The organism is Paenibacillus sp. J22P51, from assembly GCF_059692215.1.
Genome location: NZ_JCAUAZ010000002.1, coordinates 400,294 through 420,815, shown reverse-complemented (window position 1 = coordinate 420,815; position 20,522 = coordinate 400,294). Strand labels below are relative to the sequence as shown.

General features: G+C 42.7%; 8 protein-coding genes. 4 read left to right on the top strand and 4 right to left on the bottom strand.

Features of this window, described 5'->3' with window-relative positions:
* Positions 1–198 precede the first annotated feature (198 nt).
* The 4 genes from AC58QC_RS06495 to AC58QC_RS06480 all read right to left on the bottom strand — a co-directional run bounded on the left by AC58QC_RS06495 (position 199) and on the right by AC58QC_RS06480 (position 14,938).
* Entirely contained in the window at positions 199–5,889 is a 5,691-nt protein-coding gene (locus AC58QC_RS06495; RefSeq protein ID WP_497414375.1) for a right-handed parallel beta-helix repeat-containing protein, read from the bottom strand.
* 51 nt (positions 5,890–5,940) lie between these two features.
* Positions 5,941–7,530, bottom strand: coding sequence for an S-layer homology domain-containing protein (locus AC58QC_RS06490; protein WP_497414374.1), 1,590 nt, complete (start codon positions 7,528–7,530; stop codon positions 5,941–5,943).
* 71 nt (positions 7,531–7,601) lie between these two features.
* On the bottom strand, positions 7,602–12,263 hold the full coding sequence (locus tag AC58QC_RS06485) for an Ig-like domain-containing protein (RefSeq protein WP_497414373.1): 4,662 nt from the start codon (positions 12,261–12,263) through the stop codon (positions 7,602–7,604).
* A gap of 422 nt (positions 12,264–12,685) precedes the next feature.
* The gene (locus tag AC58QC_RS06480) at positions 12,686–14,938 is read right to left on the bottom strand and encodes an AraC family transcriptional regulator (RefSeq protein WP_497414372.1); all 2,253 of its coding nucleotides are present in this window, start codon (positions 14,936–14,938) and stop codon (positions 12,686–12,688) included.
* 250 nt (positions 14,939–15,188) lie between these two features.
* On the opposite strand from AC58QC_RS06480, the gene AC58QC_RS06475 reads away from it, so the two are divergent.
* The 4 genes from AC58QC_RS06475 (at position 15,189) to AC58QC_RS06460 (ending at position 20,467) form a co-directional block, all read left to right on the top strand.
* Positions 15,189–16,106 carry an ABC transporter permease gene (locus AC58QC_RS06475; protein ID WP_497414681.1) on the top strand — a complete coding sequence of 306 codons (918 nt, stop codon included), beginning with the start codon at positions 15,189–15,191 and terminating at the stop codon, positions 16,104–16,106.
* A 20-nt stretch (positions 16,107–16,126) separates the two neighbouring features.
* On the top strand, positions 16,127–17,008 hold the full coding sequence (locus AC58QC_RS06470; protein ID WP_497414371.1) for a carbohydrate ABC transporter permease: 882 nt from the start codon (positions 16,127–16,129) through the stop codon (positions 17,006–17,008).
* A gap of 65 nt (positions 17,009–17,073) precedes the next feature.
* The gene (locus tag AC58QC_RS06465) at positions 17,074–18,627 is read left to right on the top strand and encodes an ABC transporter substrate-binding protein (RefSeq protein WP_497414370.1); all 1,554 of its coding nucleotides are present in this window, start codon (positions 17,074–17,076) and stop codon (positions 18,625–18,627) included.
* 301 nt (positions 18,628–18,928) lie between these two features.
* Positions 18,929–20,467, top strand: coding sequence for an ABC transporter substrate-binding protein (locus AC58QC_RS06460; RefSeq protein WP_497414369.1), 1,539 nt, complete (start codon positions 18,929–18,931; stop codon positions 20,465–20,467).
* Positions 20,468–20,522: the final 55 nt, after the last annotated feature.

Genomic DNA, 20,522 nt, shown 5'->3' with positions numbered 1-20,522 from the left:
TCTTTCTAAATAAGATTTACTAGTCATAATCTAATCCTATCAGGCCTTAAAACGAGTACAATTTCTTATACCATTGATCAGTTCTATAACTAGCAAAATAAAAGTTCTTAAATCAGATATCAGTTCTTAAATCAGTTTTTTGCAAAAAAAAACTGGATCAGCAGCTATATGCCAACTGTCCAGTTTTTCATTATAAGCTTATAGTCCAAGAATTTTTCTAGCCAAAGCTGCCAAGTCGATAATATCCAACTTGTTGTCCTGATTAAAGTCATACATACGAAGTGTAGTCCAATCCGAACTGCTGCTGGTTGCTCCATAATGACTTGCCAATAGGGCCAAGTCTCCTACACTTGCAGTCGTATTTATGGCTGCTGCAAATGTAACCAGCGCTGTGTTCAAATCAATAACAGCCTGATTCGCTTGCGCCTGCGTGGCATTCGCATTATTGAGAACTGTACGCGCGCTGCTAAGCGCTGCTTTCAACGCATCGACTGCAGACTGTGGATAATGTCCCCATCGTATCGGGCTAACTTTGGCTGTATCGACTGTCGTCTGTGCCGTTGCAATCACCGTATTCAGCGCTGTTTTGTCCACATTCGTTATGGTAACCTGCACATTGTAGTCCGAGAGGCTTTGTAATGGCGTTAAAATGCCATTAACATCTGCAACGATAGATTGCGTCACATAGACGGTACTGTTCACTGCTTGGGTCATCTGCTGAGCCTCGAAGTTCAATCGCAAAACGTCCATCGTTCCCGTAACGACGCCATTCGATCCTGCAGCTGCCGCAAGCAATCTCACATGCCCATTAGAATCCGATTCACCCACAACTGAGAATCCGTTGACAAGTGACTCCGCAGACACATATCGCAATTGTCCCGAGTCAAAGCTAATCGTCAGATCTTGGGCGTAAACACTCGTAGTGACGTTCACCAAACTGTACGTCAAGCTGATCGGCTGCCCAACTAGTACGGATGCCGGCCCGGTTAATTGAACGCCAATTCCGGCAGTGACCGTTACGCGAATGCTAGTTGTCAATGGCACACTGTTTGGATTTGCCACTCCTGCCGGCAAAGTCACTGTTCCATTGACAGTAAAAGTCTGCTCGATCCACTTGGATGGGTCATAGCTTGAAGTACCTACATCCCATGTTACATTGGCGCTTACACCTCCTGAATCAGTAAGCAGTTCTGCAACAGAAGGTAAACCAAGCGCACCAGCCGTCTTTGCTGTACCGCTCACTACTCCTGTAATTGCTGCTGGTGATGTTATACTCATAAGCGTCTTGTTAATCGGTTCGAATTCCGCCGTTACGGATAAATCTCCCTGCACATTTGTTACCGAGTAACTGTTATTTGTCAAACTAACGATATTTCCGTTCACAATGGCATTTTTCACCTTGTAGCCATTAGCAGGGGTGAATGTAAACTCAACATTGCCACCTATAGTTACTTTCCCATTTACCGCATTTGATGTGATTGTGCCATTCGCTGCTTGATTGATGGCAACGGTATAATCCTTCATCTTAACGACTCGAACATTGTCAACTCTAATCAATTCTTTGCCGAAGCCAATTCCAATCCCACCGCTTGTAAAGACCGAATCTGTCGTTTCGCTAATCAAAACGCCATTCAGATAGGCACGTTGCATATTGCCAACGTTCTCCACTCTCATTTTGAACGTCGTTCCTGCAACCGGTTTAGCGGCGTTATTGAGAGAACTAAGCATGACCCATGCACTGTCTTTTCTAAAGTATTCGTACTGTGTATTATTACCGCGAATAATGAATTGATAGAAATTGTTTGTAGTGCCACTTTTTTTGGCTCTAGTCATCAGACCGAAACCGGAATAAGCTTCCGCACCTGCCATAAGTCCATCGAAGGTAAAGTCCGCTTCAACTGCATAATCTTTCCACTGGGCGTTGCCTAACCCCACATAATACTCTTTCCAGTTGCCTCCCGTCCAAGTGCCCGACGGTACCCACATACCATTCGTAATCCCTGCATTAGCCGCTGGCACGGCAGCACCGTTAAGATCTTTCCAGAGACTGCTAATGGAAGTGTCAAATGTATCACTGAACAGGGTTTCCTGTTCTTGAACCGTAACGCTGATGGGATCACTTAACGTACTTTCGCCAAGTATATTCACAGCTGAAATTTTGTAAGCATAGGATTTATTCGCTTCAACACTGCTGTCGATATAACCATTTCCAGCAATATTCTGAGCAATTAACACAAAGTCCTGATCAGTTTCGCCCTTACGATACACTTTCACGGTTGTATTTGTAAGCGGATTAAACGGATCCCACTTCGTTAGAACGGCACCAATCGTATTGGTAACCGTAATGCCTTGTGGAGTTTCAAGGGTTACAGCCGCTGGGTCAGTTACCTTCACAGTGATCTGTTTCGTAAGTATCTCACCCGATACATTGGCCGTAATAACAATTGCAGTAGTACCATCTTTCTTCGCCTCAACTCTTCCGCTTGCATCAACTGTAGCAATGGAAGGATCGACTGCACTATAAACGAAGTTTACATCGCCTAAAGTCTTACCGCCTGCTGTTTTTATCATTGGATTAACTAGCGTTGCTTCATTTTTTGTAATCTTAAGCGCAATTTGATCTGCTTCAATCGCATTTGGCGTATCTCCAGCATAAACGGTGTAACTGTCTGTCTTTCCTCCGTAGTTGGCAGTAATGATTGCCGTACCGCTACTGATGGCCGTTGCAAGACCAGCAGCCGAAACAGTAACCGCATCCGGATTGCTGCTTGAGAATGTTACACCCGTCAGGCTATCAAGTGCATAGTTCTTTACAGTTCTTGCGGAAACCGCAAGCTGAACAGTTCTTCCAACAGGAAGTGCTGCCGCTGTCTGCGTGTTACCCGTGGCAGTTATAAACAATGATTTAACATTATCGCTACTTGCAAACTTATAATCAGGAAGAAGTCCGATCTTACTTGACTCAATTGAACGAATTCCCTGTGCAAATGCAGGAGAATTAGCATTCAATCGATAGTCCCTGTTTGCCGTATCTTTGAAGTTGGGATCTGCCAGTATACTATCCTTATCATATTTACTTGTATTCTTGGAAGCTGACTTCCATTGGTCCAGACTCAGGTATTGTCCAAGAATCTGGAAGGATGGTACACCCAATTTATTGAAATATACATTTTTATTCATACTTGCCATAGATTCAAGTGCTTTGGTACCAGATACATTATAAGAACCATCATCAAACTTCAACATGACTCTATCGCCATTTCCTGTATTGCTCCATGTCCCGTTTGTATTCAAAGTTCCTGGAGCATCGGTATAGACAATATTCTTCTCAAAGACCATGCCGCCAGACGGTTCGATGTAGGGTCCAACGTTTACCGCACCGTTATAATCGTAACCTATATCAAATACGTTGTTCGATACATAGTTGGATATACTCTTCATCATCGTTCCCGCATTTACAGCAACAGCATTCTCATCATAGACGATGTTATTGGTCACCATTGTATGATGCGTTGCATCATCCGTGAAAATACTGTGACCTCTCCATCCCGTAGTTGCCACACCTCTATAGGCATTATATATGATGTTGTGATCAATGCGGTTATCTCTGCCGATGCCCCATCCTTCGACACCGCCGCCATCACCAGAGCGCATACCTGTGTTGTAGATCGTATTGTAACCTATATAATTTCTTGTTGTCTGATTGTATTGATAGTGATCCTCGAACGGAACACCCGTAATGCCATTTGCTGCAAAAACGCCGTAACGGATACCTTTCATTGAGATGCCATAACGCGGAACGCCCGAAATGTTGTTATGGGTAATCTGATTATCTCCGCTGTTCATTAAATAGATGCCTGAGCCGTGCCCAACAAATTTGCCTACATTTTTAATTTCATTGTTGGATATCACATTATTTTTATTAAAATATTTCAAACTTCCCGGATTCTCACCAATAAGAAAAATACCTGCATAGCCAGTATCCTCAATGTAGTTGCCATATATGGTGTTGCTCTGACCATAATGATTGATGACAACCCCCATGTAACCGGCATTTGTCAATTTAGAATCACGAATCTCAATATTCTCCGTATAATCAAGATCTACAATTCCTTTGAGATTATCAGGATATTCGGCTGTCTGATCACCATTATGACCAGCATGTGCTATAAGATTTGCACCAAAATCATTCATTTCAAGACTCATGCCTTGAATAACAATGTTCTTCACACGGTTTACTTCTGTTCCCTGTAGGTAGAAGATCCTGTCGGTTGTAGGAGCAATGATCTCGTGACCGGTCAAATTTGAACCGTCAAGAGGCTTATAGTAAAGTGTATTGGCTGAAATAGCCCATTCTCCGGGTTGATCTATATATTCCTTTGCACCCTGTACATATTCAAGATTACCACTATAAGCACCAACTGAAACATCTGTTGAAATAGACGATCCACTAAGGGTCTTTACTTTTAACACTTCACCAAACCAACTGGTGGCATTACCGTATTTTGCCTGTAAATGACTTTTATCAGCCACTGCAATACTCTGCCAGTTCGTTGCCTTTGCATTTGTAAGACGCACACTATTGTCAAATAGAGCCCAGAAATTGTTTCTTCCTGTGATATCAGCTTCGTAGATGCCGTTGCTGTCGGTATCTGTCCATCCCGTTACCGGTTGGCCTCCGATTACTCTTACATTTTCATTATTATAGCTTGTATAAATAACCTTAAATCCATTGTTGCCAGAATCTGTTGCATTAAGCTTTATCGCATTATCTAAATAATAGGTGCCGCCTCTTACGTAGACATGCACATCCTTAGTTAACCCTGCCGCAAGGTTGATTTTCACTGCGTTTTTAGCCTTTTCAATGGATGCAAAAGGATTTTCAATTGAACCGTCGCCTGTTAGGTCGCTTCCTGAGGTAGAGACATAGTAATTTTCAGCGGGTGGTGCTGGCGGGACAACGGTTACTACGAGTCCATCAATGGTCGACTGTAAATTGCCAGCAGCTGCATCCACCTGCGCTTGCGTCGCATTTGCGTTGCTGCTCAAGCTGACTGCTGCAGTCAGCGCCGTTTGAAGTGAAGCCCATGAAGCTGTTGTGTAGCCGCTGCTGTTCAATGCCTGCGCTGCCGCTATCTTTCCATTCAACGCCGATTTATTAACGGATTTATACACACTGAACTCGTACATCGCCCAATACTGTTGTGTGCTGCTTCCCGTTTGAACAATTTTGATATATCTAGCTGTCTGCGGGCTGACGTTGATTTCCATCGTACCGGGAGTACCAGCTTTGCTAGCGATAGCGGTTCCCCAATTCGTATTATCGTTTGAAACATAGATGTCGATAGAAACCGGAACCGCTGTTTTGTATATAATCAGCTGAATCATATCGAAGGTCTGTAAAGAGCCCATATCGACTTTAAACAACATACCGCTAGTCTGTAATGCTCCTGTTGTCCAATATGCGCTCTCTCCAGGAGTACCCGATGTAGCTCCATTGTCTAGAGAACGTTGTACAGGGGTGTTAGCATGGGCATTGGATGCTGTAGCTGTCCACCCTGTTTTCGGCAGCGGTGCAATTAGTCCATCCATAGCTGCTTGTAGATTGCCAACCGCTGTATCGATCTGCACTTGCGTTGCATTCACGTCATTATTCACGGTGACGGCAGCAGTTTGTGCTGTTTGCAGCGTAGTAAACGAGGCTGTTGTGTAAATATTTCCGGTCTTTGTTGTATCGCTTTTCGCTTGTGCTGCTGTAATCTTCGTGTTCAGCACCGTTTTATCCACACTCGCCGATGCGGGTGTGACAACAAAGAAGGATGAGAGTAGAAACAACGTTAGCAACATCGAAACTGATCGTTTGATACCGTTTACAAAAAACATTGTCATTGTAAGACTCCCTTCGGTTCTAATATCTACTTCATTTAATCGTGCATAGGCTTACGGTAAAATACGCATCAGAATCGTCGCCGCTTCAGCTCGCGTAGATTGACCTTTCGGCACGAATATGCTCTCTTCGCGACCACTAATTAGCTGTAGTGAAGCAGCCTGCCGTACGTATGGCAGAGCCCAGGCGTCGACATCCGCTTCGTCACTGAACGATGAAGCACTCGAATTCTCTGCTGGTGTGCCTTTGCTGATCGCATATGCGCGCATCATCATCGTGACCATTTCTTCACGGGTGATTTGCGCGTTCGGAGCGAATGAATCGGCGGATTTACCTGTCACAATTCCTGCCTTCACAGCAATCGAAATCGGCTGTGCATACCAGTCGTCAGAAGAAACGTCAGCAAACGTCTGATTGCCTGCTTGCGTTAAATTTAGCCCGCGTACGAGCATTGCCGTAAATTCGGCGCGCGTTACCGAACGCTCAGGCTCAAACGTATTCACGCTCGTGCCGTTAATGATGTGCTTAGCCGTCAACTCTTCGATCGTTGCTGCTGCCCAGTGACTGGACGGAACATCAGCGAACATTTTTTTAAATTCTAGCAATGCATACTTACTGAAGTGATGGATTTGCGCAACCATCTCACCATTCACGTACTTTCCGCCTATGTATTCTAGCGTACCATCGTCAGCGATGTAGTAGATGCCAGTCAGTCTCGGATCAAAACCTTCAGCTAGTTTCAACTGGATTGTCAGAGGCTGATCGAAGTTGGACAACTTCAACATTGTGCCGTCTTTTTTGACCACAGATAAGCTGAATTCCAGAACTTCACCGGACAATTGCAACTGAGCCGAGCTTGAGGCTTCTCCTTTAATTAACAAATTTTTCGCATCTGCATCGGCCATGGGTGTAATGCTCAGTTCGATGGTGGTATTCTGCAATTCATCCACTGATACTTTGCCTGCCAATTGAACGAGAACTTCTGGAGGGATATCCAGCGTTAGTTTGTCCGTATGAATTGAGAGCTTATTATTACCGAGCAGCTTGCCGCTATTGGCGGGAAGGACGATCGAATTCACATCACCACTAATGGTAACGTTCACTTTACCATTAACTGCTGGCTTGCTGATGTCGTTAACCGTTACAACCCTTGTCTTATGTTTATCCGGCGATATCTTCACAGAAACTTGTACATTCGATGTTTGCACCGTAGATGAGGCAAGCTTTGAATCTACCAATTTTATGCTCTTTAGAGTTATATTCGCGGGGCCTTCGCCAATCGTCTTAAAAGTGATCGTTCCCAGATCCAAATTCCCGTAACTCCCCTGAACGTTTCCTATTTTCGTATATGCAAGTAGAAGCTCGTTGCCTGTGGTGGTCGGTGCTACCGAAAAACCCTTTTCGGTGGCCGTCCAGTTGTCGTAAGTCAAATGTGTGGAGTCAAACTCCACTGTAGCTTCGTAAGCAAAAACATCGTTTAGACCTTTTCCTGACAATGTAACCTGTATCCTTTCCCCAGATCCAGGATTACTGTTGTTAAGCTTTAGCATAAAGTCAGGATCCTTATTTGCAGCCGAAGCCGTCTGCGGCAAGACATAAACTAGGCATAACATAAACATCAATTTAAGCAATTTGTACTTCAAGAGAATTCACCCTTCCAAGTTAGTATACGAGGAAGGAATGACTTCCTCCCTCACATTCTCACGTGTAGAAATTACTGTCCTAGAATTTTTCTTGCCAAAGCTGCCAGGTCGATAATATCCAACTTATTGTCCTGATTAAAATCATACATTTGAAGCGAAGACCAATTCGTGTCGCCGCTAATTGCTCCGTAATTACCCGCCAATAGGGCCAAGTCGCCTACGTTTACGGTCGTATTTACGGATCCCTTAGATGTAACCAACGCTGTGTTCAGATCAATAACAGCCTGATTTGCCTGTGCCTGCGAGGTATTCACATCATTGAGAACTATACGCGCGCTGCTGATCGCCGCTTTGAACGCATCGACTGCAAGCTGCGAATAATGTCCCCATCGGGTCGAGCTAATCTTAGCTGAATCGACCGTCGTTTGTGCAGCTGATATCACCGCATTTAGCGCTGTTTTGTCCACTAATTGATTATTAGTAATCTGAACGTTGTAGGCAGAAAGGCTGTTTAATGGCGTTTCAACGCCATTTACGTCAGCGACGACGGATCGATTCACGTTAACGGGACTACTCACTTTTTGGTTTTGAGCCTCAAAGTTCAGCTTCAAAACGCCCAACGTTCCCATAACTGCGCCAGACGATCCTGTTGCTGCTGCAAGTAATCTTACCGTCCCATTAGTATCTGATTCACCCACAACTGAAAATCCGTTAACGATTGACTCCGCAGAAATAAATCGCAATTGTCCCGGATTAAAGCTAATCGTTAGATCCTGGGCGTAAACACTCGTTGTAACATTTACCAAACTGTAAGTCAGGCTAAAAGGTTGCCCGCTTAGTACGGATGCCGGACCGGTTATCTGAACTCCTGCGCCGGCAGTCACAGTTACACGGATGCTGGTTGTCAATGGTACACCGTTTGTATTTGACACGCCTGCCGGCAAAGTCACGATGCCATTGACCGTGAAAGTTTGCGATGCTTTCTGAGACGGATCATAGCTTGCAGCGTCAACATCCCAGGCCACGTTGGCATTTATATTTCCGTTAGCGGTAACCAAAGCGACTGTGGTTGGCAATCCGAGGGCTGCTGCCGTCTTCGCCGTTCCGTTCGCTGCATCGGTAATGGCAGGTGGCGCTGTTATGCTCACGAGATCATTAGCAACTTCGAATTCCGCCGTTACGATTAGATCGGCCTGCACATTGGCTGCCAAGTACTTGCCATTAGCCAACCCGACTTCATTGCCATTGACGAATGCTTTCTTTACCTTATAGCCATTGGCAGGGGCAAACGAAAACTCTACATTTTGACCTGCTGTCACTTTTCCTGCTACCGCCGTTGAAGAAATCGATCCGTTCGGCGCTTGGCCCAGGGTTACCGCGTAATCCTTCAGTTTGAGAACACGAACATTATCGATCTTAATGTTATCTTTGCCGTACCCGAACCCAACCCCGCCGCTTGCAAACGAACTGTCCGTCGTTTCTCCGATCAGCACACCATTCAAATAAATACGGACAATGTTCCCTTCATTCTCGAATCTCATTTTGAACAATGTACCTGCAACAGGTACGTTGGCATTGTTTACAGTAATAAAAGTCGACCAAACACCGGCGTTATTTTTAACGAATTCGTACTTTCTATCATTCGTACGAACGATAAACTGGTAGAATTGAGACCTCGTTCCGCTTTTATTCGCTCTAGTAACCAGACCAAAACCGGAATAGGATTCCGCCCCTGCTTGAAGCCCATTGAAGGTAATGTCGGCTTCAACCGCATAGTCTTTCCATTGGGCGTTACCTAACCCCACATAATACTCCCTCCAATTGCCCGCCGGAATCCATTGTCCGTTCGTAACCACTGCATTGGCTGGCGTACTCTTCACTACAGTTCCATTAAGATCTGTCCATTGATCGCTAATCGAGGTGTCGAACGTATCGCTGAATAGGATCTCCTGTGCTAACGTGGAATAGGTGATCGAATCGCTTAGCGGACCCTCGCCCGCTGTGTTGACAGCAGCAATTTTATAGGAGTACGATTTCTTCTCTGCGACATTGCTGTCTAAATAGCCGTTTCCTGCGATGTTTTCAGCTATCTTTACATAGTTAGGATCATTCTCGCCTTTTCGGTATACATTGACCGACGTATTCGGCATTGGATTCCACTTCGTGAGAACGGCACCGAAACTATTGATGACGGAGAACCCTTGCGGAACAACCGTCGGTGGCTGCTGAACATCGGTTGTGAAGGTTGTGACACTGCTCGTTTGCGGAGGCGCTAAATACTCGCGAGTAGTAACACGGCTATAATATTTCGTATTAAATTGAAGATCGCTAATGGTTACGATCGATGATGTTGTATCTATCGTTTTCACAATGTTCGTAAAATTGGCATCCGTCGCAATTTCGAGCTTATACGCCGATGCGTTGTGAACCGTATTCCAATGAATGGTCGTAGGCATCGGCGCTTTGGTGTCCCCATCAACAGGCTGGATAATTATCGGCGTTTCCGACCCAGGGAGGGCATACCCGCCGACCATTCTCTGCACGTCGCTCAATATTTTTTGACGTTGCGCATCGTAACCTGCCGGTACCGCCGGATAAGCAGCATAGAGGTTATTGATTCTCCGATTCGAGTAAGGCGCAAAAGATTTATCGATCGTTGCGTTAAAATTACCGCTGGTAAGGTTATTTTCCAGCGTATATCCGATCGCACGATCGTCCATATACAACCAGAACACCCACGTTCTTGCTCCCTGCAGCTGTTCCTTCAAAACATTGTAAGCGTACACATTTCCAAGACCGCTATACCAGGAATATAGTGCACCGCCATCATCCATCGACTGCGAATAGTCTTCTAGAATGTTGTACTCCGCTACGTTACGCTCCGAGTGTTGATATTTTTGAGCGAGCTTGGCAATAGAAAAATATTCGCCGTTCACACCGTCTTTCTCAGAAGCCGGAAGTTGATCCAACTCACCAAATCGAATTCCATATTGATTTTTCCGTTCGCCGAACAGGTCGTATGCCGCGCGAGTGTTCGGTTTGGTTGCGCTAACGGAATTTTCGTCCGTTCCTACAATCGAAATTCCGGCGTAAGGAGCTCCAGCAATATAATTGTAGGCCAACGTGTTTTTACCACTGCCGAACACGCTAATAGCCGGAGAATGCTGATAAGGGCCGACGCCCATTTTGAAAACGGAGTTAAACATGACGGTATTGTTTTTGTTAACATCCGTTGTTCCCACGCCGTAACCCATAAACTGAACGCCGCCGCTGCCAAGATCGCTTAGTTGATTGTGAATGATCTCGTTGCGTTGTCCGTAGTGATTAACTGTAATGCCGTAAGATCCGGAATGCTTAACGCTCGAGTTGATGATTTTAATGTTTTTCGTCCCATCCAAGTATACGGCCGCATCCGGATTCTCGGCATTTCGAATAATCCAGTCATCTGGAAATTCATTCTCAGGAAGTCTGTCCGTATATTCGAAGCTGATCCCGTCGAAGGTGAGGTATTGGACAAGATTGGCGAAATTTTGTTCCACTTTGTCCCCTTGAAGCTTCAAAAGCTCATAGGGTTTCGGCGCAACGATCTGATCTGTATCTATGGAGTTCGCGTCTTTAGGCCAGTAATAGACCTTGCCTGCCTGGCTGTCGACGCTCCACTCGCCTGGCTGATCCAAATATTTTAGCGTGTTCAGAATATTGTAGTAGCCATATTCAAAATGATCTGTCCAGAAGTTGGAAGGCACTTTGGATTGCAAATAACCGGTTTTGCTTGCCGAGTCTATAGAAGTGAGAACAGGGATACTGTTCCAGTAAATCACAGGCAGCAGCGCAACCTCTATATCTTGTTTTCCATCCAGCCCGTTCAGTTCACCATTTCCGAATACGACTTTCGTCCCTTTAACAGGATCATAAGAAATAGGAGCCCTGCCTTTGAAAAGAGGCCAAGAACGCCATTCACTCGAGTTATAGGATCTGGAGACCTGCTGACGCTCACCGTTTACGTAGAGGTCATGAAATCTCCATCCCGTTCCCACGTCGGCAACATATACTTTGCCTTGGGCAAGAGAGGACATCTCGCTCGAGTCTGCTGCTTTACTCCACCCTGTAATTGGAACTTCACCTGTGATAATCGTTTTCCCGGCATTTCGCGCTTTGTAAATAATCGGATTATCCCGAGTTCCGCTGTCTTCAGGGGTGAACGTAATCGTTTCTGAAGTGAAATATTTACCATCTTCTAATATAACTGTAATTCCACCATTTGGTATTACAGGAAGCGCTCTAATCGTATCCCTTGCTTTTTGAATTGTTTTAAATGGCGCTGCTTCTGTACCTGCAGCTACATCTGAACCATTTGGCGACACATAATAAAATGTATGGCTGGTCGTTGAATAAACAGTAACATCACATGTTACAGGTTCACTAGGATAATTGGTGTGTGTAGCAGTAATGACCGTTGAACCTACTCCGATCGGCTTTACTCTGCCGGTTGAGTCAACTGTAGCCACTGCTGGATTACTGCTTGACCAAGTAACCTTTCCATTTGCGCTTGGCTCGGAAAAAGAACCAACAGTAACATATAATGGAGTTTCGTAAGTATTACTTAAGTTTATTTCGAGATCTGTGTAGTTTAACTGGACATTAGAGCTTGTTGCTGCCGATACAGAAGTTGTAAAAGTAAAAATAGAAAAAAGCATGCAGAACGCAAGAAATGCAGACATTGTTCTTCTCATTAGTAAAAACATTCCCTCCCCAGTGTTAACTTTGAACATGTAAGTCACGATCAGCGCCGCTTTGGCGCGAGAAGATTTACATGTTGGCACGAACGCATAACGATCTCGGTTTTCATGGAAACGCTTACATTCTTGCGTCTCTCTTAACTGCACATCTTAATGTTTATCACCTCCTAGATTTCAAGGTTTACAAAGCTATTCGATTCTCAATGTTCAAATTCTAGTTTAATCTGTCAAAATTATTGAGCCTTTTCTTTCCACCTCCTGTATATTGACCTTAAGCGTACAGGCTGCAAAAATGAACTTCTTATATCATTAATAAGTTCAATTTCGAGTGAAAAAAGCAGTTCTCTTTTCATGCATTTGTTCACTAATTACCAAAATAAGAAAAGAACATGCGGTTATTCCGCATGTTCTTCTTCTCAATTACGCACGTTTGCATTACTTCGATACTGATTAGGCGTAACGCCATATGCTTTTTTAAATAAAGTAAAAAAATGACTTCGGCTGATATACCCTGATTTTTCCATAATATCGTTAATCGTTTCCTCTGAATCTGCGATTAGCTTACATGCATAACTTAGCCGAACATGATTGATATAATCTGTGACAGAAATGAGACAATGCTTCTTATATAATTTACCCAGATATGGAGATGATAACTTCACCTTTTCGGCTATTTCATCCAAAGATAACGCTGGATTTGCAAACTCTGCATGAACGATCTGATTCACGTCCTCAATCAGTTTGATGTATTTGTTATCTTTTTTAGCTTCCAGCTCTGATTCTAAATGGTCAAAAAGCCCATGAAAGTCGGACTGGATCTGCTCTAATGTTTCCATCTTTTGAAGAGCTGCCAGGTAGGTATTGAAATTGAAATTCACCTTAATCGCATGATTAGCTTCAACGATTTCAATCGCATGACGAATTGATAACAATAATCGAATAAGCACTGAATTTAGCACAGTAAAACTATATCGAGAAGTGGTTTGGATAACATTGGACAACACCAGTTTTGCTTCAGCAAATTGGCCCTGAATTAATGCATCTGCCAGTTCCTTGTCTTGGTCCTGCGGATATTTAAACTCATCCGTCTGAATATCTATACGATCATACGAAATTAAAGCTTTATGCCCAATAATTAATCTGTAATTGGATAAATCAAGTGTTTTCAAGTAATGAAAGTTGATGGTATTCAACATTTGAAATGGTTCGCTGAAGGTAATCGAAATTGATACATTCAAAAATTTTTGTGTATTTTCTTGAATATCTTTTACATGCGAAACTAGGAAGTCATCCTTGGACGGAAATTCCAAACCATCGTAGTTCATCCAAATTAAGATCTGATCCTCTGCGATTTCAATACATTCATGTTTAAATGTGGTAGACAGCAACTCAGAAATAATGTTGATCATGCCGAACTTCAACAAGCCTCGATCCTTTAAGCTGAACGCCGAACAAAAATCCGCAAAATGATCGATTTTAACTAGTAAGAGTACAAACGAATCTGCCGGCTCTAGCTCAATGTGATAGTTATTGAAGCGTTTCATTAGATGTTCAATAGGTATCATTTCATTAGAAAGTACCATACTTCGCAGGAAATTTTGTTTTCGATTGTACAGCTCGTTTCTCTTTTCGGATTCCAACTCGATGTAGTTCTGAATGACGACGTTCATAGGCTTATACAGTCTTCGCGATAAATAAAACGATAATAAGATACTTCCGACAATAAAACAAATAACAAGTAGATAGGTTTTTTGCTTCATACGTTCCACATCTTGGACGATGCTATGATAGGGAGTAATGCTAATTATTTTCCAGCCGAAGGTATCTGTGTCTGCATATGTGATGAATGAATCTACACCATCCACATTTATTCGAAGGTTTCCGCTGGGTTCCTTTGACGATTGAATTTTTTGGATATAGTCGTTTTCATTTAGAACACTGAGCAATGGATGCTTGCCATCTCCAGACATTAACCTTCCATCACGATCAATGATAAAGATGCGATTGTCATTCTTATGGTCGGACAAGCTGATCGTTTGTCTGATCGACTCTTCCGAGATATTAAGAACAATGGCTTCGCTAACTTTACCGCTCTGAACTTGCGAATCGAAAAAAAGATAGGAATACACATAAATATCTTTCTCAGCGTTTGACGAAATTCCATACATCATATTAGGTATTTGTCTTAAAACAATACTATGAGATCGGTTATGCTTAATGTCGTCCAAAATAGGGAAAATCCCCATATCCTCGAAGGTTGAACGGTTATATACAAATTTCTGACTTGGCAACGCATGAATATAACTTCCATTATAAATATAGATGGATTGTAAAAAAGGATAAATGTTTTTATAGGATGCTAATTTGTCCTTATATTTAATGTAGTCTCCGGCATTTACATCCGTATAAAGCAAATCCTTAATCGTATCATCAAAAAAAGCTGTCGTCGCAACAGACCGGGCTGATTGTGCCATAACGCTTACATTCCGACTTGTATTCTGTAAGTCGGATTTTTGTTGATTATAAACCATTTGAAGAGCAAAGCTTTCAAAGTTCTGGGTTAAAAACGAAGATTGTACGAAAAGAAGCAATACTGTACTTAGAAGAAATGGCAGCAGTATCGTAAGAAACAGTTGAAATGGGTTTTTCATGCTGAATTTTTTAAACATATTTGACAACTCCTTCTGCCAAAAGATTATCACAAACACTGCTAATAATGAACCCTTTGTTACGCAATCGAGGGTTTTTGCCTAATTTAAGAACTTACTATTCAATTAAGAACTCGAATTTTGACTCCGAACTGAACTCATCCGTGATATCAGAAATTGTTTTACGGCAGAAGCACAGGCTACGATAAGGCCAGAGGTCAGTCACCAAGCATTTCGAAAAAAATCTGGTTAAAGGAGCAGGGAGCACTTGATAAAAACCATACTTAAGTCTCAGAACACTAAAAAGAATGTCCAGTTAATTCTGTTAGCGTTTCCAGCCATCCTCATTATTTTTATTTTTTCTTACATCCCAATGGGCGGGATATTCATCGCTTTCAAAAACATCAACTATACAGATGGCATCTTTCACAGCCCGTGGGTCGGTTTCGACAATTTTAAATTTTTCTTCACATCTAGCGATGCGTGGATCGTGGTGAGAAATACGTTGGCCTACAACACCATATTTATCGTAGTCGGTACGTTTCTCTCCGTGTTGTTTGCCATCCTTTTAAATGAAATCGTTAGCAGAAGGCTTCTAAAAGCGTATCAAACTATATTTTTCTTTCCTTATTTCTTTTCGTGGGTCATTGTCGCATATATGGCTTATTCTTTTCTAGGCCCGCATGGCATTATTACCTCTTATATGGAACGTATAGGTAATCTTTCGTTTGATTTTTACACAGAGACTTGGATTTGGCCTATTCTTTTAACGTTTATTAACATCTGGAAGGGTCTAGGCTATGTGAGCATCATTTTTTATGCGGGCATTCTGGGTATTTCACAAGAATATTACGAAGCTGCAGCTATAGACGGCGCCTCTAAGTTTCAAATGGTTCGCACCATTACAATTCCGTTGCTCATGCCGCTAATTACAATTATGACTTTATTATCCGTAGGAAAAATCTTTTACTCCGATTTCGGCTTGTTCTTCTTCGTACCGAGAGAGATCGGCCAATTGTACCCTGTAACTCAAGTTATTGATACGTATGTGTACCGAATGCTAAAAGTATCCGGAGATATTGGTATGTCGTCTGCAGTAGGTCTATTTCAATCTACAATGGGATTCATCATTGTTTTGATAAGTAATTTTATCGTAAGGAAAGTAGACGAAGAGAACAAATTATTCTAGAACTACACAGAGGTGAGCAAATGCTGGCAAGAAAAACGTGGCCTCAGGTCATGATCAACCTACTATTTATCCTGTTCAGTCTCACATGTATCATTCCGCTCCTATCCATCATCTCCATTTCATTCAGTAATGAAGTCGACATTGTTAAGAATGGATATAAATTATTTCCAAAAATATTTGATACTACGGCCTATGCTTACATCTTGTATCAGCCTGTTCAGCTAATTAACGCGTTCAAGGTCTCTCTCTTTGTTAGCTTCTTCGGTACATTCGTTTCGGTGACAGTCATGGCAGGCATTGCCTATGCGCTGTCTCGTGAAGACTTTAAATTTAAAAACTCTCTAAGCTTTTATGTCTTTTTCACCATGTTGTTTAACGGTGGACTCGTTCCGACCTATATCTTAATTACGAATTACTTACATTTGAAAAACACGATCTTTGCGCTAATTCTGCCCTATTTGGCTATTCCTTGGTTTATCTTGATTTTGAGATCCTTTATGCAAAAGATCCCGCTCAGCATCATTGAATCCTGCATGATTGACGGAGCAAGCGAATTCAGAATCTTTTTTCAAATCATTCTCCCGTTAGCTAAGCCGGGGCTTGCGACAGTTGCGCTATTCATGCTTTTACATTATTGGAATGATTGGTGGCTAAGCTTGCTGTATGTCGAGAAAGAAAGCCTCGTCCCCCTCCAATATATGCTTTACAGAATGATGAATAATATTCAATATCTGACGAGCGCAAGCAATATGATGCCGCCTAGTATGAAAAATGCCGATCTACCCTCGGAATCCGCCCGAATGGCTATGGCCATACTTGCTGCTGGTCCAATGCTAATCGTGTTTCCGTTTTTCCAAAAATACTTCGTCAGAGGCCTTACAGTAGGTGCAGTAAAAGGGTAACTTAAACATGGGTAAAATCCATTTTAAGAATATAATGTTTACAACCAAAAGGGAGGATTTTGTATATGTACAAAAATTTAAAGCTAGTAAAAACAGGTCTAGTAGCAGGCAGTATGCTTCTCGCAGTCAGCATGATGCTTTCCGCTTGCGGAAGCAACGGGGCGCAAGAAACAGCAAGCCCATCGGTCAAAGCGGCTGAAACTGCTAAAGCAGCAGAAACACAAGCACCGCTTCCAGAAGTCAAACTGACTTGGTACTTCCCAGGAAACTTCCCGCAGCCTGAACAAGATAAAGTATTTGCAGAAGTGAACAAGGTATTGAAAGCAAAAATTAATGCAACCGTAGATTTCAAACCGTTCGCATTTGGTGAGTATGATCAGAAGATGCAAGTCGTCATTGCCTCAGGCGAACCGTATGATATTGCCTTTACGGCAAGCTGGATTAACAACTACAGCCAAGGTGTAGCAAAAGGCGGCTTACTGCCGCTTGATGATTTGCTTGCTAAGTATGCTCCGAAATCCTATGCTTCCGTACCAAAATCGATGTGGGATGCTACGAAAGTGAAGGGTAAAATTTATGGATTTGTCAACCAACAAATCTCTGCCAGAACACCAGCTCTAATGTTCCCGAAAGATCTGACTGAGAAGTACAAGCTAGATCTCAAATCTGTAAGCGGCAAAATTAATGCAGACAATCTAAACTTGCTGGAGCCTTATGTAACAAGCGTGCATAAAGACGATCCAAAGAAAGCATTCATCACCTCCTTTAGTTCATTTGGCGATTTGTTTAATCTTGATTACATTTCGGGCTTTAACGTTCCGGGTGCGGTTGATTATTCTGATGGATCACTGAAAGTCGTTAACCAGTATGAAACTCCGCAAGCTAAGAAATTCGCAGCTACAATGAGAGATTGGAACTCCAAAGGATTATTGAATTCCAAAGAACGCATTTCTCAGAAAACGGATGATTGGACAGATGCGAAGGCTGGTAAATGGGCAATGAATATCGGTGGCGCTTACAAACCAGGCGGTGATATCGGTGAAACAGCTCAAGCCGGTTATCCGATGGTCGATGCTCCTGCCGGAACAGCAGCTCTTACAACAGGTGGTATTACCGCAACAATGCAAGGTATCAACAAGAACTCGAAAAATCCTGAAAGAGCAATGATGGTGCTTGAGCTTCTGAATACAGACAAAGATCTTTACAATTTGTTGAACTTCGGTATGAAAGATAACCATTTCAAAATCGATGCAGATGGATTCATGATTCCTGGCGACAACCAAAAAGCATACAATCCGCAAGTTGCATGGATGTTTGCTTCCAACTTCCTTGCTAACGTTGAAAAAGGAATGCCTAAAACGGTTTGGGACGACACGAAGAAACTGAACGAAACGGCAACACCTTCTAAATTACTAGGTTTTAACTTTGATGCAGAGCCGGTGAAATCCGAGATCGCAAAAACGAGCGCTGTTTATGACGAGTTCTCCAGATCCATTGAACTTGGTACTGCTTCCGAAGATAAGTACAATGAGTTTTTGGCTAAAATGAAAACAGCCGGTTCTGATAAGATTATTGCTGAAATGCAAAAACAAATTGATGCTTGGAAAACTTCAAAATAATAAAATATGCATGAACCAAACCCTGTCCACAGAACACATCTGATAGACAGGGTTTTTATTATGCTTTCGAGGCAATTGAGTCTTTTTGCCTAATTTAAGAACTTACTCTGCAAATAAGAACTCGCACTTTCACTCCGAACTGAACTTATCCATAAGATCAGAAATTGTTTTATGTTAGGGGTTCAAGCTACGATAAAATTAGAGATCAGCCACCAAGTAGGTGCAGTAAAATTGTAGCTTAAATATAGATAATTATCCATTTTAAGCATATAATGTTCACATTAAAGGGAGGATTTTGTACATGTTCAATACTTTAAAACTAGGGAAACCAGTTCTCATAGCAGGCAGTATGCTTCTCGTAGTCAGCATGATACTTTCCGCATGCGGCAGCAAAACAACGCAAGAAACAGCAAGCCCGACTGCCAAAGCCGCTGTAACACCTGAAGCTCTCCCAGAAGTCAAACTGACTTGGTACTTCCCTGGGAACTTTCCGCAGCCTGAGCAGGATAAAGTATTCGCTGAAGTGAACAAGGTATTGAAAGCGAAGATCAACGCAACCGTAGATTTCAAACCTTTCGCATTTGGAGACTATGATCAGAAAATGCAAGTTGTCATTGCCTCAGGCGAACCGTATGACATAGCCTTTACGGCAAGCTGGATTACCAACTTCAGCCAAAATGTTGCAAAAGGTGCCTTTCTTCCTCTTGATGATTTGCTCGTAGAATATGCTCCTAAAACCTATGCTACCGTGCCAAAAGTGATGTGGGATGCTGCGAAAGTGAAGGGTAACATTTATGGATTTGTCAACCAACAGATCTCTGCCAGAACCCCTGCCTTGATGTTCCCTAAAGATTTGGTAGACAAATACAAGTTCGATCTTAGTTCTGTAAGTGGAAAAATTAATATGGACACCTTACACCTGTTGGAGCCATATGTAACGAGCGTTCATAAGGATGATCCAAAGAAAGCGTTTATTACATCTTTTGATCAAGTTGGCAGTGATTTGTTTAATCTTGATGCCATTTCTGGCTTTAACGTTCCGGGTGCGGTCGAATACTCCGATGCATCACTTAAAGTCATTAACCAGTTCGAAACTCCACAAGCTAAGAAATTTGCAGCTACAATGAGAGATTGGAACGCCAAAGGTTTATTGAATTCCAAAGACCGCGTTTCTCAGAAAAAGGATGAATGGACCGATGCGAAGGCTGGTAAATGGGCAGTGAATCTCGGCGGAGCTTTCAAACCAGGCGGCGAAATCGGGGAAACGGCTCAAGCTGGTTATCCTATGGTGGATGCTCCTGCTGGAACAGCACATCTTACAACAAGCGGTATTACCGCTACGATGCAAGGTATTAACAGAAACTCGAAAAATCCTGAAAGAGCCATGATGCTGCTCGAGCTTTTGAATACGGATAAAGACCTTTACAATCTGTTGAACTTCGGTATTAAGGATAACCATTTCAAAATCGACGCAGATGGGTTCATGGTTCCTGGAGACAATCAAAAAGCATACAACCCGCAAGTTCCATGGATGTTTGCTACCAACTTCCTTGCTAATGTTGAAAAAGGTATGCCTAAAACGGTTTGGGAAGACACGAAGAAAATGAACGAATCCGCAACATCTTCTAAATTACTAGGATTTAACTTCGATTCAGAGCCGGTAAAATCCGAAATCGCGAAAACGAGTGCTGTTTATGACGAATACTCCAGATCCATTGAACTCGGAATTGCTTCGGAAGATAAATACAATGAATTTTTGGCTAAAATGAAAACGGCAGGTTCCGAAAAAATCATTGCTGAAATGCAAAAACAAGTGGATGCTTGGAAATCTCCGAAATAATAAATGACGAAAACCCTGTCCACAGTTCATTTACTGTAGACAGGGTTTTATCATT

Coding starts and splice junctions, on each gene's coding strand:
- AC58QC_RS06465 (WP_497414370.1), top strand. CDS start 17,074: ATGTACAAAAATTTAAAGCTAGTAAAAACAGGTCTAGTAGCAGGCAGT.
- AC58QC_RS06480 (WP_497414372.1), bottom strand. CDS start 14,938: ATGTTTAAAAAATTCAGCATGAAAAACCCATTTCAACTGTTTCTTACG.
- AC58QC_RS06495 (WP_497414375.1), bottom strand. CDS start 5,889: ATGACAATGTTTTTTGTAAACGGTATCAAACGATCAGTTTCGATGTTG.
- AC58QC_RS06460 (WP_497414369.1), top strand. CDS start 18,929: ATGTTCAATACTTTAAAACTAGGGAAACCAGTTCTCATAGCAGGCAGT.
- AC58QC_RS06470 (WP_497414371.1), top strand. CDS start 16,127: ATGCTGGCAAGAAAAACGTGGCCTCAGGTCATGATCAACCTACTATTT.
- AC58QC_RS06485 (WP_497414373.1), bottom strand. CDS start 12,263: ATGAGAAGAACAATGTCTGCATTTCTTGCGTTCTGCATGCTTTTTTCT.